18 protein-coding genes and 3 pseudogenes are annotated in these 21884 nt (G+C 68.7%); 10 read left to right on the top strand and 11 right to left on the bottom strand.

Annotation, left to right across the window (positions count from 1 at the left end; all coding sequences use genetic code 11):
* The 4 genes and pseudogenes from VGZ32_RS11970 to VGZ32_RS11985 form a co-directional block, all read right to left on the bottom strand.
* Positions 1-852, bottom strand: a pseudogene (locus tag VGZ32_RS11970) (hypothetical protein); the annotation flags it as partial.
* Positions 853-966: 114 nt separating this feature from the next.
* Positions 967-1530 carry a hypothetical protein gene (locus tag VGZ32_RS11975; RefSeq protein WP_326886029.1) on the bottom strand — a complete coding sequence of 188 codons (564 nt, stop codon included), beginning with the start codon at positions 1528-1530 and terminating at the stop codon, positions 967-969.
* A gap of 766 nt (positions 1531-2296) precedes the next feature.
* A complete protein-coding gene (locus VGZ32_RS11980; protein WP_326886030.1) occupies positions 2297-2590 on the bottom strand; it encodes a hypothetical protein in 294 nt (97 codons plus the stop codon).
* A gap of 211 nt (positions 2591-2801) precedes the next feature.
* A complete protein-coding gene (locus VGZ32_RS11985) occupies positions 2802-3377 on the bottom strand; it encodes an RICIN domain-containing protein (protein WP_326886031.1) in 576 nt (191 codons plus the stop codon).
* A gap of 218 nt (positions 3378-3595) precedes the next feature.
* On the opposite strand from VGZ32_RS11985, the gene VGZ32_RS11990 reads away from it, so the two are divergent.
* A complete protein-coding gene (locus tag VGZ32_RS11990) occupies positions 3596-3883 on the top strand; it encodes a hypothetical protein (RefSeq protein ID WP_326886032.1) in 288 nt (95 codons plus the stop codon).
* 1425 nt (positions 3884-5308) lie between these two features.
* Here VGZ32_RS11990 and VGZ32_RS11995 read toward each other — a convergent pair.
* Positions 5309-5464, bottom strand: a pseudogene (locus tag VGZ32_RS11995) (PIN domain-containing protein); the annotation flags it as partial.
* A 298-nt stretch (positions 5465-5762) separates the two neighbouring features.
* A complete protein-coding gene (locus VGZ32_RS12000) occupies positions 5763-6053 on the bottom strand; it encodes a GMC family oxidoreductase N-terminal domain-containing protein (RefSeq protein ID WP_326886034.1) in 291 nt (96 codons plus the stop codon).
* A gap of 156 nt (positions 6054-6209) precedes the next feature.
* Between VGZ32_RS12000 and VGZ32_RS12005 the strand changes: the two genes are divergently transcribed.
* From VGZ32_RS12005 to VGZ32_RS12035, 7 genes are all read left to right on the top strand, one after another.
* On the top strand, positions 6210-6875 hold the full coding sequence (locus VGZ32_RS12005; protein ID WP_326886035.1) for a GntR family transcriptional regulator: 666 nt from the start codon (positions 6210-6212) through the stop codon (positions 6873-6875).
* Between the two features lie 97 nt (positions 6876-6972).
* The gene (locus VGZ32_RS12010) at positions 6973-7920 is read left to right on the top strand and encodes a dihydrodipicolinate synthase family protein (protein WP_326886036.1); all 948 of its coding nucleotides are present in this window, start codon (positions 6973-6975) and stop codon (positions 7918-7920) included.
* Positions 7908-9698 (top strand): IlvD/Edd family dehydratase, encoded by a 1791-nt coding sequence (locus VGZ32_RS12015; protein ID WP_326886037.1) that lies wholly within the window; start codon positions 7908-7910, stop codon positions 9696-9698. The genes VGZ32_RS12010 and VGZ32_RS12015 overlap by 13 nt, the downstream gene beginning before the upstream one ends.
* 96 nt (positions 9699-9794) lie before the next feature.
* Positions 9795-11021: an extracellular solute-binding protein gene (locus tag VGZ32_RS12020; RefSeq protein WP_326886038.1), complete on the top strand. Its 1227-nt coding sequence runs from the start codon at positions 9795-9797 to the stop codon at positions 11019-11021.
* A 36-nt stretch (positions 11022-11057) separates the two neighbouring features.
* Positions 11058-12242 (top strand): ABC transporter ATP-binding protein, encoded by a 1185-nt coding sequence (locus VGZ32_RS12025; RefSeq protein ID WP_326886039.1) that lies wholly within the window; start codon positions 11058-11060, stop codon positions 12240-12242.
* A complete protein-coding gene (locus VGZ32_RS12030; RefSeq protein ID WP_326886040.1) occupies positions 12239-13162 on the top strand; it encodes a sugar ABC transporter permease in 924 nt (307 codons plus the stop codon). Before VGZ32_RS12025 ends, VGZ32_RS12030 begins: the two co-directional genes overlap by 4 nt.
* Positions 13159-14007 (top strand): ABC transporter permease, encoded by an 849-nt coding sequence (locus VGZ32_RS12035; protein WP_326886041.1) that lies wholly within the window; start codon positions 13159-13161, stop codon positions 14005-14007. Before VGZ32_RS12030 ends, VGZ32_RS12035 begins: the two co-directional genes overlap by 4 nt.
* Positions 14008-14066: 59 nt before the next feature.
* On the opposite strand, the gene VGZ32_RS12040 is transcribed toward VGZ32_RS12035, so the two are convergent.
* Positions 14067-14945: a 2-oxoglutarate and iron-dependent oxygenase domain-containing protein gene (locus tag VGZ32_RS12040; RefSeq protein ID WP_326886042.1), complete on the bottom strand. Its 879-nt coding sequence runs from the start codon at positions 14943-14945 to the stop codon at positions 14067-14069.
* The gene (locus tag VGZ32_RS12045; RefSeq protein WP_326886043.1) at positions 14942-15352 is read right to left on the bottom strand and encodes an STAS domain-containing protein; all 411 of its coding nucleotides are present in this window, start codon (positions 15350-15352) and stop codon (positions 14942-14944) included. The genes VGZ32_RS12040 and VGZ32_RS12045 overlap by 4 nt, the downstream gene beginning before the upstream one ends.
* Positions 15353-15536: 184 nt before the next feature.
* Here VGZ32_RS12045 and VGZ32_RS12050 point away from each other — a divergent pair, with 184 nt between their 5' ends.
* Both VGZ32_RS12050 and VGZ32_RS12055 read left to right on the top strand, forming a co-directional pair.
* On the top strand, positions 15537-16928 hold the full coding sequence (locus VGZ32_RS12050; protein ID WP_326886044.1) for a helix-turn-helix transcriptional regulator: 1392 nt from the start codon (positions 15537-15539) through the stop codon (positions 16926-16928).
* A 113-nt stretch (positions 16929-17041) separates the two neighbouring features.
* A complete protein-coding gene (locus VGZ32_RS12055) occupies positions 17042-18400 on the top strand; it encodes a glycoside hydrolase family 27 protein (protein ID WP_326886045.1) in 1359 nt (452 codons plus the stop codon).
* 31 nt (positions 18401-18431) lie between these two features.
* On the opposite strand, the gene VGZ32_RS12060 is transcribed toward VGZ32_RS12055, so the two are convergent.
* The 3 genes and pseudogenes from VGZ32_RS12060 to VGZ32_RS28700 form a co-directional block, all read right to left on the bottom strand.
* Positions 18432-19835 (bottom strand): alkaline phosphatase family protein, encoded by a 1404-nt coding sequence (locus VGZ32_RS12060; protein WP_326886046.1) that lies wholly within the window; start codon positions 19833-19835, stop codon positions 18432-18434.
* On the bottom strand, positions 19832-21004 hold the full coding sequence (gene eboE / locus VGZ32_RS28695) for a metabolite traffic protein EboE (RefSeq protein WP_349263577.1): 1173 nt from the start codon (positions 21002-21004) through the stop codon (positions 19832-19834). The genes VGZ32_RS12060 and eboE overlap by 4 nt, the downstream gene beginning before the upstream one ends.
* Positions 21004-21871, bottom strand: a pseudogene (locus VGZ32_RS28700) (TatD family hydrolase). Before VGZ32_RS28700 ends, eboE begins: the two are co-directional and overlap by 1 nt.
* Positions 21872-21884 lie beyond the last annotated feature (13 nt).

Here is a 21884-nt window from a genome sequence, read left to right on the forward strand (position 1 = left end):
GAACGAGTCGACGGTTCCTGACACGGAGGTCACGGTGGATGGTTCGGAGGCCATCGAGCCGCCGAGGCTGGCCGGGCCGACCCAGCCGGATCCGCCGACGCTGCCCCAGCTGTGCTGGAGGCTGCCGGATGCGCCCTCGTACAACTCGTCGATCACACCCGAATTCTGCGACGCGGCCTCAGACGCCTGATGCGAACCAGACGAACTCGGAGCGGGTGCGGTGAAGTTGTCGTAGCGGTATGGCCAGTATGTGTCGCCAAAGCTTCCGCTGACCGCGCCGTCCGGTATCCCGTTGGTGCTCCAGTACGGGTAGGGAATCACGTCGGTGTTGTCGCCGCCGATGGTGTTGGGCGGGGTTTCCTCGATGGCGTAGTACTTCGTGTGGGCGCTGTCGTACCAGCCGTTGAAGATCACGGTGTGCCCGCCGGCGATCAGAGCATCCCCGGGCTGAAGCTGGGAGGGGTCGGGGTTGCCATTGGAGGTCAGCTCGTACGAGTACGCGGGCAGTCCGTAGGTGTTGGTGTCGGCTGTCAGACCCCAGGCCATGCTCACGAATCCGGAACAGTCCTGTCGGTAGGGCCCTCCGACCTGGTTGTCGGTCCAGAAGGACCACGGTGAGTTGTCCCAGTTGCCCGACGACCCGGTGTATGGCACGGCCTGGCTGGACCAGTCCTTGGCGCGGCCGATCACGGTCGCCGCACTGATCGAGCCGCCGAGCGTGACGCCGAGGCTGCCGGAACCGCCCGATGTAGGAGCGAGGCCCGCGTCCGAGCTGCACTGGCTGCTGCCGGTGCATGAACTGTCCGCGGATGCCGGCACGGCGGACACGGCGAGCGATCCGGCGATGGACATCGCCAATCCGATCAGGGTTATTCGCCGCCTGATTAAGGCATGCATGAAGACACCTTTCTGTTTGGCTGAGGGTTGGGGGGCGATCGCGCGGTGAGCAAGCCGCGCGGCTTCGGCCTATCCGGCGGAGCCGGAGAGGCTGGCGGTAAGGGCGTCCAGGACGGACTGGTCGCGCACGTTGTTGAGGTAGAGCTGGCTCGGTGTGCCGGTCGAGGTTGCGGTCACCACGTCGACGACGGCGATCAGGGGCCCGTGTTGGGCGAGGTATTCGTGGGTTTCGCGCACCGCCCCGCCGAAGCCCTGCGCTGTGACCGGAGTCGGGTAGACGGCAAACGCCGCAGACCGTGGGCCCACAGCAGTCTGATGGACGCCCGGCGCGGTGGCGTTTGAGGCGATGGCGGCGCAGCCGCGGGCACCGTTTGTGATCTTCGCGAGGGCCTCCGCTGCCGCCCGGCTACTTGTGAAGGAATACGCCTGCTCTTGCGCGGTGAATTCGTCGTAGTACGGGCTGTCGGCAGCGGTGCTCGGCAGCGCGCTGCGCCCTTCGACGGACACGGCGCCGAGCTGCGCGAACGTGCCGTGGCTGCAGACATAGCCCTGATACATCGGATCGGGTACGTCAGACCATGTCCAGTGGTAGACGCCGGCAAGCGGAATCGAGCCGGCGGCCAGCCAGGTCACGCCGCCTGAAGAGTCGAGCGTGACAGAATTCGATGGTACTGCCGGTGTGCCGGTAGACGTGCTCGATGGCGCCGCGGAGGGCCGCTCGACGGGGGCTACAACTCCTGCGGGCGGGCCGCTCGTCGCACGAAACGGGGTTGAGTGAGTCGAAGAGGAGTTGGCCGTCGAGTTCTGCGATGTGCCGCCCATCGCGGGTTGGCCACCGAGCGCGACCACAGCGGCCACGCCGGTGCCGCAGACGATCGCGGTCGTACCGAGCAGCAGCGCGGTTCGCCGACTGCGACGTGGAAGCAGGCGCGCCGGAATCTTCATGCGGTTCAGGCCGTTCACGAACGCCCCCAGAGGAATCTGTGAATTGACGGATACAGATGAGTTTTGAAGGCGCGCAAGCGACCGCCGCGCCCTACATCGCCTGAGCGACGGAGGGCCGTAGCCCCAGGCAGAACCCAGCGATCCGCCACCGTCCGCGATCACCGGAATTTGGGTGTCGCCGATGGTGCCGTTGTCGGTCGCGGCTCGTCGCTGCGGTCGTGGCGCTTCGACGAGAGTCGGGCAGGGCGTTGTGTCGCGGTGATAGCCGCGTTGTGCCGGGTGTGGCGCGCGGCGTCTTAGGGCCCGATGTCGCGTTTCAAGGACGTGGCGCGCATGGGGTCATCCTCGGTGAGTTGCGGCAACGAGGCCTCTGCGACGTCGCGTTTGGCATCTGCCGCAGTCAGCCTGCCGACGCTCGCTAATACGGCGCTCACCGCCCGCTCACGCGTTTCCCTCACCGGCTGCAATCACCGTGAAAAGTGAGGCCCTTTACTGTTGAGGGCTCTGTTTCTAGGAACTGTCCGTGGTTCGGATCGCGTGGCTGAGGTAGGAATTTCAGCCACATGATCGCGCCGCGCATGAGCAACCCGGCCACGTAGATTTCGGGAGACTTGTCGAACCGCGTGACCAGGGCATGCCAGGCCTTGATCTGCCGGATACAGCACTCGACCGCTCGACCGTTGCGCAGCTGGTAGAGCGCCTTGTCGTGGCTGACGGTGCGCCTTCGGCTTAGCAGTTCTAGAGGCATCCTCACCTTCGCGGATGAATTCTCGGCACCCGCACGGGTGGTGTCGACGTCCGCGGCGTCGAACGCGCCGTACGTGTTGGTTGTCAGCGGAGCGCAAGGCGTAGGCATGCGCCGCGGCCCCCGGCGAAGCGCTGGGGGCCGCGGCCCGGCCGATCTTGACACTCAATGCTTACATGCCGGTGATATGAACGTTCGGAGCCTCACGTGCGGTCTAGTCGGGGGAGACCGACCACTCCTGGTTCGTGGGCACCGGGATGAACCCGCTGTAGAGCTGCACGTTGTCGCCGTTCTGGGAAGGGTTGTGAGTTGCGTCGGTCTGGGCGTCCAGCACGAGGCCATACCCGTTGACGAGCGCGTCTTGGCCGGCGGTCGTAAGCACTTCTTGCCACTGCTGCTGCTTACTGCCGTTGCAGGCCCAGAGCTGGATGGGGTCGCGGAGGTTGGTCGGGCTGTGGGTTGCATCGGTGACGGCGTCCAGGCACAGACCGCCGTCGTCGTTGGTGATGGTGCCGTTGTCGTTGAAATTCCACGTCTGGTTCAGGCCGCCGGCACAGCTCCAGAGCTGGACCCTGTCGCCGTTGTGGCTCGGGTCGTGGGTTGCGTCGGTTTGGGCGTCCAGGCACAGACCGCCGTAGTAGTTGACGATCTCGACGTAGTTGACGCTGAATGGCCGGACACCCGCCTTCGTCGCCGCCGCCGCAGGCGTGGCCGCCGCGACAGTGCTGCAGAGCGCTGCCGCGGCGGCGAGCGCGACCGCCGCCGACGTCGTCGTGCGATTTCTTCCCATGCGTGATCCCTCCATAGGAGCGTGCTCCGTGCTGCCGATGGCCCCGTGAACAACCGTGGTGTACGCCGCGGTCGGGGCGTCTCGACTAGAGTCGGCGCAGGGCGTGACATCGCAGTGATAAGTACGCTGCACGGGATGTCACGGCGGGTGTCACAGGGCGCGACACTGCATTTCGGGGGTACCGGGTTTGGGTTGGGGTGCTGGGTACGCTGCGTGTCGTGGCGAAGGGTGCGCAGGAGCGGCCGTTGGTGGTGGCGGGCCGCCTGCGGGTGTTGCTGTGGCACGTCAATGAGCCGGTGTCGGTGGACGAGTTGAGCGAGTTGGTGTGGGACGGGGCACCGCCGCCCGGTGCACCGGCGGCGTTGCGCGCCCTGGGCCTGCGGCTGCGTCAGGCGCTGGGCCCGCAGGCCGGTGCACGGGTCCTGACCCAGTCTCCGGGCTACCTGATCCAACTGCTCGACGACGAACGACGCCACAAACAAGGCCATCGAAGATGGGCTGGATGACGAATAACCAGCGGGCCTCTCATGACCGGAAGCGGCCCCCGAGTTCGGGGGCCGCTTCCTCATTTCCACGGCTATTAGGAGTCATCGCAGCATCGACCCGAGTCGGACCGACTTATCCCTCACAATTCGGGCACTGCTGATCCGCAGCCACAGACTGCCCGGCACTCGTGGGCCGCGTGTACCCACGGGCGCTCATCCGCCGGCCATCCGAAGCCCCGTTACCCGATGCTGGGCATGCTATGAGGCGCGGGCCACCGGGCGCAGTGTGTCAGGAACCCCATCCGCCCCAACACCGGCTCCGCCGGAGGCCAAAAAGCTGGCACGTAGCTGGCACGTGGACGGCGACAAACAGCGACCTACGGTGACACACACTGACAGGGCTTTGATGAAAGAGCGCTGATTCAACAAAGTAGAAAGACCAGGTCAGACTACGTCTGGCCTAGTCTTGATCCTGTAGCCCCGACGGGATTCGAACCCGCGCTACTGCCTTGAGAGGGTAGCTGCCCCGAGGCATATTTCCGCAGGTGAAAGCCTGCTTCAGTGACCTCTCGTAGTACGTCGGCGCACACCTGGCGCACAGCGTGCCCAGCTCACGCTCACTTCAGCTACGGCACGCGACAGACACATGCGACGCTGCGCAACGGTGTGTCACTGCTCCACCACACGAACGCCGTCGGCAGTCGCAGTTCGATGCCACAGCCACAGCAGCGCATGAAGACCGAGACGACGGGCCCGGACAACAACGACGATTCATCGCCTGGCATGAAGTGCCCGGACGTTATCGCCAGCCGGCGCCGCACCCGAAGAGTAGCGTGCATAAAAGCATCGAATTCTGAATCCCCCAGAAAACGATTTCCGCGCATCCATAACCAGAATTAAGAAATGACCGCACAAGGCAACCGGCATACTGAATGAGAATTTCGAAAAGATCAACAAGTCAGATTCGAGGCCTAAGGCCACAAGGCGGGGCGGGCAACTCGCGCAGTCTTCAGATCACGGTGACCTGCGCGCTCCCAAGGATTATGAGTCTGCATCCTGATATGTTAACCCATATTCACGAGTGCCAATCCGTCCACCCGTGTCCGGTCTTCGACCGGTCTCCGTCCCAAATTCACCGCCCCGTGCCGCGGTATACCGTCGCCGCCCCTCCCACTTCCTTCTCACTGCGCACCGCGCATTTCGTCCGTGGTCCCTCTCACCATGACCGATGGCGAGAGGGAGCGTGGAGGCTTATTCAGAACTCGACGCGACCGCGCTCGGGCGAGCGGTCGCGTAGCACTCCGACGCTGGTCGACCGCATCCGGCGTATGGTCGCGCTTGCCAGCTCTGCGAGTTCTGCATAACCCTCATGGTTCCGTGGATCCGTGTCCGATTGCGTGGTCGGCGCGTCGTGCGCAGCGCCTGGCGTGCCGAGGTTTATCGCGTTCAGATCCGCGCGTCGCGCTCGCGTGGTTCGGGCAGGACGCGGGCGAGGGCAGTGAAGTCGTTGTCCACGTGCAGGACGGTCAGGTCATGGTGGACCGCGGTCGCGGCCACCAGCAGATCGAGCACGCCGAGCCCGCGGTGCTGGGAGTGCCCGGTCCCGCCGCCAGCCTCGGGATCACACACGACGTGCTGGGTGCCCAAGACACCCATATCGGCAGTCTGTGTCTGTTTACCGACGGCACCTGGCTCTGGCACTCCGAACTGGCCTACTACGTCGAGCACCACCACCTCGACCTCGACCTCGACCCCAGATTCACCGCCCACGCCCACAGCCACCGCTGGAGTGCGCCGACACCCACCACCGAAAGACGTACTCAAGACCGAGCACACACTCATCCATGCCACCCCGTCAGCCCAGTACCAATCCAAAGAACCGGCCCCGCAACGATCCCCGTCAGAACCACGTCCCGGTTAAGTTCGAAGAGCCGGCATGCGCGGCGTTGCTGTCCTCATTGTGAGAGTGGGCTGCCTTCGCGGCCGCTTTGAAACACGCTTCCCACAGCGGATCGGTGGTCGAGGGAAGCCTGACGTGGACCGGGCCATTCAGATCTCGGTAGTCCGGATCACTACCGACGGCTCGCTCGCTGCGCTTGAAGAACGGCAGTAGCTCGTCGTCGTTCCACCCCTTGGCGCCAGCCGCCTGCCACGCGTCGTAGCCGGACCGGTCGCCGTGAACGAAAATCAAACATTGATTACGCAGGGTCCACCCGGCACTTTGCCTTGCGGCATGAGAACAGGGATTGACGTCCCGGGTACCGAGCAGTAGCGTTCGCACATCGTATACGAAATATCCAATGCGAGATCTCGGGTGTGGCGGCGGCCGCACGCCGAACGGAGTCAGATGTCGAATGCGGTCGTGCCGTCGGTCGCGGTTCCCTCGCGTACCGAGGCAGTGTTGGACGCGCTCAAGCACGCGATCCTCACCGGGGGGCTGCCGCCGGGGCAGTCCCTGGTCGAAAACGAACTGGCCACGCAGATGGGCGTTTCCAAGACGCCGGTGCGCGAGGCGCTCAAGACCCTCGCCGGCGCCGGCCTGGTGACGATGAGCCCGTACAAGGGCGCCACGGTACGCACCGTCGATGACGTGCTCGCCCACTCCGTGTACGACATCAGGCTGCTGCTCGAGCCGGAGGCGTTACGCCGTGCCGTCGCCGCTGACGGTAGTGCATCAGCGCACTGGCGGTCGGCGGCTGACGCGCTCGATCGGGCCGATCAGTGCACCGACCGGGCCGATCGGTCGCTGGCCAACCGGGATTTCCACCGCGCGCTGTATCTCGGCTGCGGCAATGAGCTGATGGTCGGAATCCTGGACGGGCTGCGCGACCAGACCGCGCTGGTCTCGGCCGTCGTGTGGAACCGCACGCCGAGCTGGGAGCAGGAGGCCACCGAGCACCGGGCGATCCTCGACGCGGTGCTCGCCGGATCGGCCGAGCGGGCCGCGACCCTGCTGCACTCGCACATCGCGGCGTTCGTCGAGCGCAACTTCGGCAAGGCGCGAACAAGCTGACCAACCGAGAACAGCGCACGGCGGTCCGGCCCGCGGCAACGGACCGGACCGCCTCTCCACCGCACACGCTCCGCACCTGGACAGAGCTTGGAGCAGCATGCAATCCGACGATGACACAGAAACGGCCTTCGCGGGGCTCGAACACACCCGCGCGACCTTGTCCGGGGTGGTCGCCATCCCGGTCACGCCGTTCGCCGAGGACGGCTCGGTCGACTGGGACCGGCACGCCGCGCTGCTGCAGCGGCTGGTCTCCGCCGGCGTCGGCGCGGTCACGCCCAACGGGAACACCGGCGAGTTCTACACGCTCACCCCGGCCGAGGCACGCCGCGCCGCCGAGAACACCGTCAAGGAGGTCGGCGAGCGCGCCACGGTGATCGTCGGCGTCGGGCTGGACACGGCCGGGGCCGTCGCGGCGGCCGCGCATGCCCGGGACTGCGGCGCGAACCTGGTGATGGTGCATCAGCCGGTGCATCCGTACATCTCCGGCGAGGGCTGGACCGAATACCACCGCACGGTCGCCGACGCGGTGCCTGAACTCGGCGTCGTGCTCTATGTCCGGGACGCGCGCATCACCGGCGAGCAGATTGCGCAGCTCGGCGAGCTGTGCCCGAACGTGGTGGGGGTCAAGTACTCGGTCGCCGATCCCGTCCGCTTCGCCTCGGTGGCCCAGGACGCGGGGCGCGAACGGTTCGTCTGGCTCGCCGGGCTCGCCGAGCTGTCCGCGCCCGGGTACTTCGCGCTCGGGGCCACCGGATTCACCTCCGGGCTGGCCAACGTCGCGCCGGAGATCGCGCTGGAGATGTACCGGTTGCTGGCTGCCGGTGATTACCATGGCGCGCTGGAGATCTGGGATCTGATTCGGCCGTTCGAGCAGTTGCGCGCGGCAGATTCGTCCGCTGACAACGTCAGCGTTGTCAAGGAGGCACTTGCGCAGCTTGGGCTGTCACGCCGCGACGTGCGACCGCCGTCCCGCACACTGCCGACCGCGGTGCGCGGCCACATCGAGTCCATCCTCGCCGACTGGGGCGCGCGATGGCAGCTGTGAGCAACGCACCGCAGCCGCCGGAACCGCGGCAGCAGCCGGAGCAACAACGGCCGCTGCGTAGTGCGGCGTGGTTCGGTGAAGGCGAGGTCGGCGACCATCTGCGTGCATTCAGTCACCGTTCGCGGATGAGCCAGCTCGGTTACCTGCCCGGGGAGTATCTGGGCAGGCCGGTCATCGCGATCCTCAACACGTGGTCTGATATCAATCCTTGTCATATGCACTTGCGCGAGCGGGCCGAGGCGGTCAAGCGCGGGGTGTGGCAGGCCGGTGGCTTCCCGCTGGAGTTCCCGGTCTCGACGCTGTCAGAGACCTTCCAGAAGCCGACTCCGATGCTCTATCGCAACCTACTGGCGATGGAGGCGGAGGAGCTGCTGCGCTCGTATCCGGTGGACGGCGCGGTGCTGATGGGCGGCTGCGACAAGACGACCCCGGCGCTGCTGATGGGCGCGACCAGCGCCGATCTGCCGGCTGTGTTCGTGCCGGCCGGGCCGATGCTGCGCGGGCACTACCGAGGCACGACGCTCGGCAGCGGCACCGACTTGTTCGGGTACTGGGACGAGCACCGCGCCGGACGGATTGGCGACTGCGAACTGGCCGAGGTCGGCCGCGGCCTGGCCCGCTCTCCCGGGCACTGCATGTCCATGGGCACCGCGTCCACGATGACCTCGGTCGCCGAGGTGCTCGGCGTCGCGCTGCCCGGCTCGGCGTCCATTCCGGCCGTCGACAGCGCGCACGAGCGGATGGCTGCGGCAAGCGGGATGCGCGCGGTCGCCCTGGTGCGCGAGGGCCGCACGATCCGCGAGTACCTGACCCGCGAGGCGTTCGAGGACGCGGCCGCGGCCGTATTCGCGCTCGGTGGTTCAACGAATGCTTTGATTCACCTGATCGCGATGGCCGGGCGCGCCGGGGTGGCGTTGGGCCTTGATGACTTCGACGTGATCTCGCGCCGCGTGCCGGTGCTGGCGGACCTGCGGCCGTCCGGCGGGTATCTGATGGAAGACTTCTACTACGCGGGCGGCTTGCCGGGGCTGTTGTCCGAGCTGGCGAAAGTGCCCGGCGCGCTGCACACGCAGCGGCCGACGGTCGGCGGCGGCACGCTGGGCGAGCACCTGGCCGCCGCGCGGGTGCACGACGCCCGGGTGATCCGCACGATCGACGAGCCCTGCGACCGCGAGGGCGGGCTGGCGGTACTGCGCGGCAATCTCGCGCCGGACGGCGCGGTGATCAAGTACATCGCGTCGCGCAACCCGAGCCTGCTCAAACACACCGGGCCCGCGGTGGTCTTCGACTCCTACCAGGAGCTGCGCGACGGCATCGACGACCCCGTACACGGGATCACGCCGGACACGGTGCTCGTGCTGCGCGGCGCCGGACCGATCGGCGGCCCCGGCATGCCGGAGTACGGCATGCTGCCGATCCCCAAGTACCTGTTGGAGGCCGGTGCCACCGATCTAGTGCGCATCTCCGACGCCCGGATGAGTGGCACCAGCTACGGCACCTGCGTCCTGCACATCGCGCCCGAGTCCCACGTCGGCGGCCCGCTGGCGCTGGTACGCACCGGCGACGCGATCAGCCTCGACGTCGAAGCCAGGACCCTGACGCTCGACGTACCCGAAGCGAAACTGGAGCGCCGCCGCGCCGCCTGGCGCCGGCCGCAGCCCCCGTTCGAGCGTGGATACGGCTCGCTCTACCAGGAGCACGTCACCCAGGCGAATCAGGGCTGCGACTTCGACTTCCTGGCCCGGGAGGGCCGCAACCCGCAGCCCGACCCGCATTGAGGCTGGCCGGCCCGGCTCGGTTCATCGCTCGGCTCACGTAACTCAGATCACCGCACGGCTCAACCCCTTACGACGATGTAGGAGGTGCGGAACCCCATGTCCGCTCAGCTTCCCGAGATCAGCCGCCGGACCCTGCTCGGCACGCTCGCCGCCGGCGCCGCGGCCCCGGTGCTCGCCGCGTGCGGCGCGCCGGGCAGCGCCACCTCGACCAGCAGTTCGGCGCCGACCGTCGCGTCGACACCGGGCAAACCGGTCACGCTGAACATCCTGGACGTGGCCGGCAATCTGGCGCTGACCAAACCGGCCATCCAGGCGTTCGCCAAGGCGCATCCGGAGATTGTCTCCGGCGTGACCTACACCACCGGCACCGCGCCGCAGCTCGCCGCCAAGATCGAGGCGCAGCAGCAGGCCGGCAACGTGCAGACGCATCTGGTGCTCACCGGCACCGACGGCCTGTCCGCCGGGATCAAGCTCGGCCTGTGGCAGAACGTGAAGACGTACTACACGCAGTTCTTCCCGTCGCTGATGGACAACTACCAGGCCGCCGCGGCGGACATGGCGACGCTGGCCCAGGATCAGGGCATCGAAATAATCTGGTACCCCTCCGGGCCGCTGATCGAGTACAACCCGGCGAAGGTCGCCACACCGCCGGACACGACGGATGCGCTGCTGGAATGGGCCAAGGCCAACCCCGGCAAGTACCAGTACGCGCAGCCGCGCAACTCAGGACCCGGACGCACCTGGCTGATGGGACTGCCCTACCTGCTCGGCGACTCGGACCCCGGCGACCCGACCAACGGATGGTCGAAGACGTGGGCTTATCTCACGGAGCTGAACAAGTACGTCTCCAGCTACCCGTCCGGCACGACCGCGACCATGAAGAACATCGCGTCCGGCACCGTCGACATCATCGCCTCGACCACCGGCTGGTACATCAACGCGCGCGCCATCGGCACCGTGCCCGCTTCGGTCAAGGTCGCCAAGTTCCAGTCCTTCACCTGGGTCACCGACGCGCAGTACGGCGTCATCCCCAAGGGCGTCTCGGACGACGTGCTGATCGCCGACCTGCGGCTGCTGCAATGGCTGCTCACGCCCGAGCAGCAGGCGGTCACCTACGACCAGGGCTACTTCTATCCGGGTCCCGCGGTGAAGAACGTGCCGCTGACGGCGGCTCCGGCCGCCTCGCAGCAGGTGATCGCGCAGTACGGCGTGCCGGACTTCGACACCTGGATGACGCAGTACCCGATGCGCAACTCGCTGCCCGCCGACGCCCAGGTCACCGCGTTCGACCTGTGGGACAAGAACATCGGCTCGACGAAGTGACGAAGGACCCTGAGCCGAGAAGGACCATGAGCCGTCATGAGTAACGCCGTGCAAAGCCCGCAGCCGGCGCCGCCCGGCTCCGTGCGCGCGGCCGCCCGCGAGCGCGCCGGGGACAAGCGTTTCAGCGAGCTGCGACTGAACGGGATCAGCCGCGCGTACGGCGGGCACGTCGCGCTGCACCCGCTCGACCTGACCGTCCGCGGCGGCGAGTTCATCGCGCTGCTCGGGCCGTCCGGCTGCGGCAAGACCACGGCGCTGAGCAGCATCGCCGGGCTGCTGCCGCTGACCGCCGGGTCGATCGAGCTGGACGGCCGGCGGATCGACACGCTGCCGCCGGAGCGGCGCGGGTTCGGCATGGTCTTCCAGAACTACGCGCTCTTCCCCCACCTGACCGTGCGCTCGAACGTGGCGTTCGGCCTGAAGATGCGCAAGCTGCCGAAAGCGCAGATCAACCAGCGGGTCGACGACGTGCTGACGCTTGTGCGCCTGACAGAGCACGCACACAAGCACCCGGCGCAGCTGTCCGGCGGCCAACAGCAGCGGGTCGCGATCGCCCGCGCGATCGTGCTCGAACCGCCGCTGGTGCTGATGGACGAGCCGTTGTCCAACCTCGACGCCGCGCTGCGCCTGGACATGCGCGCCGAGATCCGGCGCATCCACCAGGAGTTCGGCCTCACCACGCTGTACGTCACGCACGACCAGGAGGAGGCGCTCTCGCTGGCCGACCGGCTCGTCGTGCTCGATTCGGGCCACGTCGCGCAGATCGGCACGCCGGCCGAGCTGTACGAGACGCCGGCCAGCGCGTACGTCGCGGCGTTCATGGGCTATCGCAACATCCTCACGCTCACTGCCGACGCCGTGGACGCGGCCGGGGTGCGCGCGAGCGGACGCGGAATCTCGTTGCTGGGCAAGGCGAGGCAGCATGCGGACGGCCGGGTCGGCGAGCAGATCAAGCAGGGCTCGAAGGTGCGGGTCGCGGTGCGGCCCGAGGATCTGAGGGTCGTGCATGACGGCGCGCAGGCGGGTGCGGGCGTCTCCGCGGTCTTCGACGTGGCGGCCGAGGTCGTCGAGTACCACGGCCGCGGCTTCCACATCGACGCGCTCACCCCGGCAGGCGACCGGATTCACCTGCGCACCGACGTGCGTGTCGCGCCGGGCGATCCGCTGCGCCTGACCGTGTCCCCCGAGCGCGTCCTCGTCTTCCCTGGAGCGGACGAATGAGCACACTGACCGAACCGGCAGGAGTGCGCCCGCCGCGCCCCGCGTTGCGCCACCGCCTGGCCGAGCGTGGGATCGATCGTACGCTGCTGCTGCTCGTACCCGCCGTCGTCGCGATGATCGCGCTGTTCTGCTATCCGTTCATCTACGGGCTCGGACTCTCGTTCCAGCCGCAGGGCGAGAACGCGGGCCACGGGATATTCGCCTCCTACCGCGCGTTCTTCGACGACGGCTTCGCCCGCGGCTCGATCGGCACGACCTTCCGGCTGGCCATCCCGGCGGCACTCATCAACGTCGGGCTCGCCGTGCCGATCTCCTATCGGATGCGCTCGGAGTTCCGCGGCAAGCGGGTGCTGCTGACGCTGCTGGTCATCCCGATCACGCTCGGGACCGTGCTGACCGCGGAGGGCATCCTCGAGTACTTCGGGCCGGTCGGCTGGTTCAACTCGACGCTCAGGCTGCTGCATCTGACCGCCAGCCCGATCACGCTGATCAACGACTACTGGGGCGTGCTGTTCTCGCTGATCATCAGCGGGTTCCCGTTCGCCTTCCTGCTGATCCACTCCTACCTCTCCGGCATCCACCCCTCGCTGGAGAAGGCCGCCGCGACCCTCGGCGCGGGCTGGTGGCAGCGCTTCCGGCACGTCACCTTCCCGCTGCTACTGCCGGGGCTGCTGACCACGTTCTGCCTGACTTTCGTGCTCGCGTTCGCCGTCTTCCCCTCGGCGATGATCGTCGGCGACCCGGACGGCAAGACCCACGTGATCTCCATCGAGGCCTATGAGCAGGCGCTGCAGAAGTTCAACTATTCGCAGGGCTGCGCGATCGCCATGGTCATGACCGCGCTGATGCTGGCCGTGATCGGCGCCGCCATGGCGCTGCGCTCCCGCCTCTACATCGGTGCGACTGGAGGCAAGGGATGAGCACCGTGACTGCCGACGCGCGCCGCCGCGCGGTGACGCTGCGTCCCGGCGCGTGGCTGGTGTGGGGCGTCGTCGTGTTCTTCCTGCTGAACCTGATCGGCCTGGTCGGCACGGTGGTGCTCGACTCGTTCGCCCGTACCTGGTTCAACGGCTGGCTGCCGCGCGGATATTCAAGCTCGAACTACTCGGCCGCGTGGAGCGAGTTCGACCTCGGACAGGTGATGACGGTCACCTTCGAGGTCTCCTTCCTCGTGGTCGGCATCTCGCTGCTGCTCGGCGTCCCGGCGGCGTACGCGCTGGCCCGGCGCTCCTTCCCGGGCAAGAAGGCGGTGATGCTGCTGCTCGTGCTGCCGATCCTGGTGCCGCCGATCGCCTATGGCATCCCGCTGGCCACCGTGCTCTACAAGTTCCACCTGGCCGGCTCGCTGACCGGGGTCGTGCTCGCGAACCTGGTGCCGTCCATCCCGTTCGTCGTCTACACGATGACGCCGTTCATCGAGCAGATCGACCCGCGGCTCGAGGCGGCGGCCCGGATGTGCGGCGCGCCGACCCGCGCGGTACTCGTGCGGATCATCGCGCCGCTGCTGCTGCCGGGCATGCTCGCGGCCGGAATCCTGGTCCTGGTACGCACGTTCGGCATGTTCGAACTCACCTTCCTCACCGCCGGGCCGACCAGCCAGACGCTGGTGGTCAGCCTGTTCTCGGCGGTGTTCTCGGCAGGCATCCGCAGCGCTCAGTCCATCGACGCGATGGCAGTCGTCTACACCGGCTCCATGCTGGTGCTCCTGGTCCTGGCGCTGCGCTTCGTCAATCCCACCCAACTGGTCGCCCGCACCCGCGACTGACGGCTGACAGCTGACAGCTGACAGCTCACGACTCAAAAGGAAGGCTGAAAGGCTCTGCTCTATGAGGTCAGGGAGCTGAACGGCACCGACCCGCAGGCGGAAAAGGTCTGAGACGCCGCCTGCTCGCGTAGGCCGGTCAGAACGGCGAGCCGATCTTCGGCCAGGATGCGCGAGGTCGTGACGCGTTCGGGGTACCGGCTCATGAACGTGCCGGTGAAGTGTGTGCCGTAGTGGAGATAGTCGTCGCCTGACATGCCCGCGGTCACCGGCGCGCCGGGCAGCGGCCTGACGCAGCTCTGGAAGTTTGGCACGTGGAAGTACGTCATCGTGTACTGCTCACGCGCCTCCGGCTGCGGCTGCGGACACTGCGGCGCGGGCGACAGTATCCCGCCGGTGAGGAACCGCAGGACGGCGCCGGGCAGTACGGTCAGCTCGTCCGAGTCGTCCCTTATCGCGATCACCAGCAACCCGTCTTTTCCGGCTTCGGCCGCAGGGTCGATCGCCGCGCGTCGCGGGGGGATGCGCGCAGCGCGCAGATGGTGCCAGCCGCTCCACGTCAGCCGGGCGAACACACCCGGATCGTCGAGCCCGAGGTCCTGCGCCGCCTCTCGCAGCATTCTGTCGGCCATGACGCCGAGCGCGTCGGTGAGGGCGAGCATCGCGCGCCGGAATTCCGCGTCCGGCCAGGGCGCCGGGCCGTGGCAGGGCCAGCGTTCGCGCACCCGGGGATCGGGCGGCGCGATGTCCTGGCAGACGGTGAACACCTCGCAGCCCGCCGCCTCGGCTCGGTCGTGGTCCTCCCCCGGCGCGGCGTATCCGGCATAGGTCAGATCGCTGACGAAGCGCGACTTGCGGCCGGGCGGCTGCGCGAAGAACCGGCGCAGCGACGCGAAGGCACGCTGGACCCGCGGCCGCAGCGCGTCTTCGTCCCCTGTCACCGTCGGTTCCCCGTACCGGGGCTCCCGTGCGGGGGAGCCCCGGCGGCCAGGGCGGTCCCGAGGTCGGGCAGGGCCGGCAGCCGCCGGTCGCCGCTCAGGACCCGAAGATGCTCGCGCACGGTGCCGGGCGGGCACACCAGCCGCATGCTCCCGCCGAGCTCCGCCGCCCGGTCGCGGGCGCGCACCAGCGCCCGGAAGCCGCCGGAGTCGAGGAAGGTGACCGGGGTCAGGTCCACGATCACGTCGGGCCGCGCCGGGCTGAGCGCGCCGGCCAGCTCCCGCTCCACGGTCCGCTCGGCCGCGCAGTCGATCTCCCCGGACAGCTCCACCACGAGCCAGCCGTCGACGACATAGTGGAATGCGGAGTGCAGTCCTGGCGGCGGCGCAGCGCGTGAACCCGGGTCCATGATCAACGCTCTCTCCGTCTCGTCGTCGCCACTCCGCGTCCTTCACCGCCTCCACAGTACCTGGTGTATGAGATACGATCGGTGGGCTGATGCAACAGTCGCATCTCCTATGCGGAATCGGCATACGCACGCGCCGGGCACGGTCCGAAGCACGAGGTTCGAAGTCGACGCAGACGGGAGACCAATGCTGATCTCGACACCGGACGGCGAGCCGGCCGCCGGCCGGCCATGGGGCTCCGGCTACGCGCTGAGCCCGTTGCCGGTCGTCTTCTGGCGGTCCTGGGAGGTGACCCGCGCCGCCTCGGCCGGGACGCCCGGCGCGGTGATCGCGCTCGCGCGCCAGGCCCACGGGCTGAGCCAGGCCGAGCTCGGCGCGCTGGCGGGTTTCTCGCAGTCCGCGCTCTCCCGGCTGGAGTCCGGCGGCAATCCCGGCTACGACATCAGGGTCCTCAAGTCGCTGGGCCGGCTGCTGGGGGTTCCGCCGCGCCTGCTCGGCCTCGCGGACGAGGGCGGTACGCCGGCCGCCGCGGCGCAGATGACCGCCGCCCTGCCGCGCACCGCGGTGGACCGCAAGTCGGTGCTCGACGCGTGCATCGCCGCGATCGTCGGCGCGCCGACCGCGCGGGCGTGGCGGCTCGCGGACGACGGCCTGCCCGCGGACGAGCAGACGGTGCACAGCCTGCTCGTGGTGCGCCGCCTGGTGAACGACGCGGACAACTGGATCGGCGCGGGGAATCTGGCGCCCGCGATCGCCGAGCTGTACGGGCTGATCGACCGGATGCGGCGGGCCGCGAAGGGCGAGATGCGCCGGTGGCTGCTGGACGTGACCGCGCTGTACGCCGAGTTCTACGGCTGGCTGTGCCAGGAGATCGGCGACCTGCGCGGCGCCGCCGAGTGGACCGAGCGCGCGCTCCAACAGGCCCAGGCCGCGGACGACCGGGACCTGGTCGCGTACGCCTACGTGCGCATGGCGCAGCTGGCCGAATGCGACCACGACGATGACCGGGTCATCGGTCTGTCCCGCGCCGCGCTGCGCGAGCCGGACATCAAGATGCAGGTGCGCGGCCTGGCTCTGCAGCAGAAGGCGCGCGGCCACGCCCTCGCCCGGGACGAGTCGTCCTGTCTGCGCGCGCTGGACCGGGTGCGCGAGCTCGACCTGCCCGACGTGCCGCCGTGGAGCGACGAGTACCGGGTCGGCTACTACTTCAGCGCGCACCACCAGAGCGCGCAGCGCGCCTCCTCGCTGCTGGACCTCGGACGTGTGCGCGAGGCGATCGCGTCGTACGAGCGGCACCGCGACAGCTGGGAGCAGCTGTGCCGGTGGGAACAGGCGGTGCACACCGCACGGCTCGCCCGCGCGTACGCGCTCGTCGGCGAGGTCGAGCACGCCGCGGCCGTAGGCTCGCAGGCGCTGGGGCTGGGCGCCGGGACCGCCTCCGCGCTGGTGGTGACCGAGCTGCGCAAGCTCGACGCCTGGCGCGGCGTGCCGGCCATCGCGAGCCTCACCGCGGAACTGGAGTCCGCGGCGCCGGAGTCCGCGGCGGTGGAACCTGCCGCCTCAGACAGTGAAACCTGATGAAACATCGGATCAATTCTTGTTCTGGTGTGTCGGCCGGAGTAAACCTCTGATCCGAAGACTGGATTAGTACGCGGTGCCGGACATACACCGATAGGACACCGATGAACCATATGCCCCGGAGAGCCTGGGCCCTGATATCCGCGGCATTGCTGGCCGCGACTGCCGCCTTCGCGGCCGGAGCCCTGCACGCGACGACGGCCGAAGCCGAGAGCAACGGTGTGGGGCTCACCCCGGCGCTGGGCTGGAGCAGTTGGAGCTTCATCCGCCACGACCCGACGGCGGCGAAGATCGACGCGCAAGCCGACGCGATGAAGAACAGCGGGTTGGCGGGCGCCGGCTTCCAGTACGTCAACGTCGACGACTTCTGGTATCAGTGTCCGGGCAGTCAAGGTCCGAACGTCGACGCCAACGGCCGCTGGGTGACCGACCCGGCGAAGTTCCCGGCGAGCGGTTCCACCAACGGCATCGAGGTAGTGGCCGACCACGTACACGCCGACGGCCTCAAGTTCGGGCTCTACGTCACGCCGGGCGTCTCGCACCGGGCCGTCGTCAAGAACAGCCCGATCCTCGGCACGCCTTACCACATCGACGACATCGCGACCACGACCGGTGAGAAGAATTACAACTGCCACGGCATGGTCGGCATCGACTACAGCAAGCCCGGCGCGCAGCCGTTCATCGACTCGTGGGCGGACGAGTTCGCGTCCTGGGGCGTGGACTACGTCAAGATCGATGGAGTCGGCACCGGCGACATCCCGGACGTGAAGGCCTGGTCGGCGGCCCTGCGGCAGACCGGCCGGCCGATCCACCTGGAGCTGTCCAACAACCTGAGCATCAGCGCCGCGTCCACGTGGGCGCAGTACTCGAACGGCTGGCGCACCGGCGGCGACATCGAGTGCTACGGCTGCGAGAGTGGCGGCAGCAGCTACCCGCTCACCGACTGGGCACAGGTGCAGCGCCGGTTCGGCCAGGTCGCCTCGTGGCAGCCCGACGGCGATCCCGGCGCCTTCAACGACTACGACTCCACCGAGGTCGGCAACGGAAGCAACGACGGGATCAGCGCGCCCGAGCGGCAGTCGATGCTGAGTCTGTGGGCGCTGGGCGCCTCGCCGCTGATCCTCGGCACCGACCTGACCCACCTCGACGCGACCGACCTCGGCTACCTGAAGAACGCCAGGGTCCTGGCCGTCGACCAGGACGCGATCGACGCGCGGCGCATCGTCGACAACGGCAACCAGCAGGTCTTCGCCAAGACCGAGAAGAACGGCGACGTCATCATCGGCCTGTTCGACTACAGCGGGACGAGCGGCCTGACCGTCAGCGTGAGCCTGACCGCGGCCGGCGTCAGCAGCGGTAAGGGCACTGCGACGGACCTGTGGAGCGGCGCGTCGCTCGGCACTGTCAGCGGCACGTACCGCGTCACGCTCGGTGCCGGCGCGGTCCGGCTGATCCGGGTGACGCCGAACTGACGGAACTGACGACCTGACGACCTGACCGGGGTCACGCCGACTCGGTGAGTCCTGCGAGCCCGAGAAGCAGGCCCTTCACCTCAACGGCCGCGTACCTCGGCCGAGCGGCAGCCCCGGGACGCGAGCACAGCAGAAGCGGCGCGTGCCGGGGATCGGAGGGGAGGCGGCCGTGCGTACCGCGCACGGCCGCCGCTCCCGCGTCGAGGCCGATGACGTTCATCAGGTACCGCATGCCGAGCCGCTTGCGCAGCAACGCCGCCGCCGCGCGTGTCCGCGCCGCCGCCGGGCCGGCCGGATCGAAGAACAGCTCGGCCGGGTCGTATCCGGGTTTGCGGTGGATGTCGACGAGCCGGGCGAAGTCCGGGGCGCGCGCGTCGTCCAGCCAGTAGTAGTAGGTGAACCAGGCCTCCGGCTCGGCGATCAGGACCAGTTCGCCCGACCGGGCGTGGTCGAGTCCGTATTCGCTCTTGCCGGACTCGTCGAGCACCTGCGCCACGCCCGGCAACGCCTCACACAGCTTGTGCACGCGCCGCAGGTCCGCCGGGTCGGCTACGTATATATGCGCGATCTGATGGTCGGAGACCGCGAACGCCCGCGAAGTCCACGGGTCCAGATACTCCATCCCGGCCTGGGTGTAGACGGTCAGCAGGCCTTCCGCGCGCAGGGCGCGATTGACGTGAACCGGAAAAGACGCCTTCGTGATCCCGTATTCGGACAGCACGACGACCGTCGCCTCGCGCGCTGCGGCCGCGTCGAGCAGGGGCATCAGTACGAGGTCGAGCCGCGCCGCCGCGGCGGCGACGTACGGCCCGGCGGGGCCGTGGCGCTGGAGGTCGTAGTCGAGTTCGGGCACGTACACGAGGGTCAGGTCGGGCGAGTGCTCGGCCATGATCTGCTCGGCGGCCCGGCAGATCCAGCGGGAGGAGGCGATGCCCGCGCCGGGGCCCCAGTACTGGAAGAGCGGGAACGGCCCGAGGCGGGCGGTCAGCCGGTCGTGCAGTTCCGGCGGCCGGGTGTAGCAGTCGGGGTCCTTTCGGCCGTCGGCGTGGTAAATGGGGCGCGGGGTCACCGTCCAGTCGACGTCGGCGCCCATCGCGTACCACCAGCAGACGTTCGCGACCGTGTAGCCGGGGTGGGCGCGCCGCGCCGCGTGCCAGAGCTTCTCGCCGCCTACCAGCGCGTTGTGCTGGCGCCACAGCAGGACCTCGCCGAGGTCGCGGAAATACCAGCCGTTGCCGACGATGCCGTGCTCACGCGGGAGCGCCCCGGTGAGCAGCGTGGACTGCACGGTGCAGGTGACGGCCGGCAGCACCGTGCCCAACTCGGCGCGGGAGCCGGCATCGGCGAGTGCGGTCAGCCGCGGCATGTGTTCGAGGATGGCCGGGGTGAGTCCGACGACGTCGAGTACCAGGAGAGGTGTGGGCCGGGTCGTCATCGTGATCGTGGCTCCGCTGCGGTGTGGTTCAGCTCGCTGAGATCGAGCGCGCGCAGTTCGTCGCGGGCGAAGGCCAGTTCCGCGGCGATGCCCCTGGCTAGGCCGTCGGGGTCGTGCGGTCGCTGCGCCGGGGGCAGCACGCTCCAGGTGTAGGTCTCCACCTCCAGGTGATCGCAGAGTGCTGCCGGGCCGCCGAGGAGGCAGCCGAGCGCGTCTCGCAGCACGTCGGCGGTGGAGCCGAGCGGCGGCAGCGGCTCGGCGTGTAAGGGCACGTGGTAGTGGATCCGCCACGGTCCGGGCAGCGCGCGGATCAGGGCCTCGTCGAGGTCGTCCGCGCTCGGCCCGGCGGCGGAGCGGACCTGGTGCAGGAAGCGCGGCTCGGCGTATTCGTTCAGGACGTGCGCATCCCGCTGCGGCCGGTCGCTGACGAGGGCGGCCGACAGCTGCACCTTGACGATCGGAAGCCCGGCTTTCGTCAGCGTGTCAAATGCCTGCGACGGCTGTTCCCAGGCGCAGGCCAGGTGCGCCAGATCGACGCAGACGCCCAGGTACTCCGGGTCCACCCCGGCCAGGTGGGTGGCGGCCTGTGCGGTCGACTCGACTACGCAGCCGGGTTCGGGCTCGAACGCGATGCGCACCGCGCGACCGGTGTCCCGATGCAGGGCCCGCAGATGCCGCGCGAGCGTGTCGAGGGCGCGCCGGGCGGCGTCGCCGCGCGCCGCATCCCAGACGGTGCGCCAGGCCAGCGGAAGGGTCGAGACCGAGCCGCGCGCCGCGTCCTCGGGCAGCAGCCCGGACAGGACCGCAGCCAGGTCGAGGGTGTAGTCCAGGCGCCGCGGCGAGGTCCAGTCCGGCCGGTACACGGCGTGCTTCACCACCGGCGCGTGAAAGGCCTGATACGGAAATCCGTTGAGCGTGACCGTCTCGAGCCCGCGCGCTTCGAGCTGCCCGCGCAGGCGCCGGACCGCCGCGGGATCGGCCGCGAGCGCCGCGGCGGCGGGAGCGGGCAGCCACAGCCCGACGCCGAGCCGGTCCGCGCCGAGCCGTTCGCGCACCGCGACCGCGTGCAGGTCGAGCTGCGCCACGATGTCGGGCAGGCTCTCGGCCGCGTGGACGTTCGTGCAGTAGCCGAGGTGGACGGCCTGGCCGTCGCGGTGCGCGAACCGCATCAGCCACCGCGCACGATCGTGTTGCCCGCGAACGTCGCGGCCGGTGCGTCGGCAGCGTCGTTCTCGGGTGCGCCGGCCAGGTCGAGACGGCCCGACCGGCCGAAGAACTCGACCGGGTTGCGCCACAGCACCCGGTCCACGTCGTCGTTCTCGAACCCGGCTTCGAGCATCAGGCGCGCGACGTGCACGGTGGACAGCGGGTCGCTGCGGCCCCAGTCGGCGGCGGAGTTGACCAGCATGCGTTCGGGGGCCGTACTCGCCCAGGATCGCGACCATGCGCTCGGCGGACATCTTCGTGTCCGGATAGACCGAGAAGCCCATCCAGCAGCCGCTGTCCGCGACCGCACGGACCGTCAGCTCATTGAGATGGTCGAGGACGACGAGTGCGGGCTCGATGCCTGAGTCCTTCACGACGCGCAGGGAGCGCTCGGTGCCGCGGGGTTTGTCCCGGTGCGGCGTGTGGACCAGCGCCGGCAGGCGGTGCCGCAGCGCGAGGTCGAGCTGTGCGGCGAACGCTTCATCCTCCTGCGCGGTCATCATGTCGTAGCCGATCTCGCCGACCGCGACAACGCCGTCCTTGGCCAGGTAGCGGGGCAGCAGGTCGAGTACGCCGCGACAACGCGGATCGTTGGCCTCCTTCGGGTTGAGGGCCAACGCGCAGTGATGGTGGATGCCGTACTGCCCCGCGCGGAACGGCTCCCAGCCGACCAGCGCGTCGAAGTAGTCCGCGAACGACCCGATGTTTGTGCGCGGCTGGCCCAGCCAGAACGCGGGTTCCAGCACCGCGCGCACACCGGCCGCCGCCATGCGCTCGTAGTCGTCGGTCGTGCGTGACGTCATGTGGATGTGCGGGTCGAAGATCCGCATTGTCAGGTCCCTC

This window comes from Actinocrinis sp. (genome assembly GCF_035938995.1).
In the GTDB taxonomy this organism is placed as follows: Bacteria; Actinomycetota; Actinomycetes; order Streptomycetales; family Catenulisporaceae; genus DASZGI01.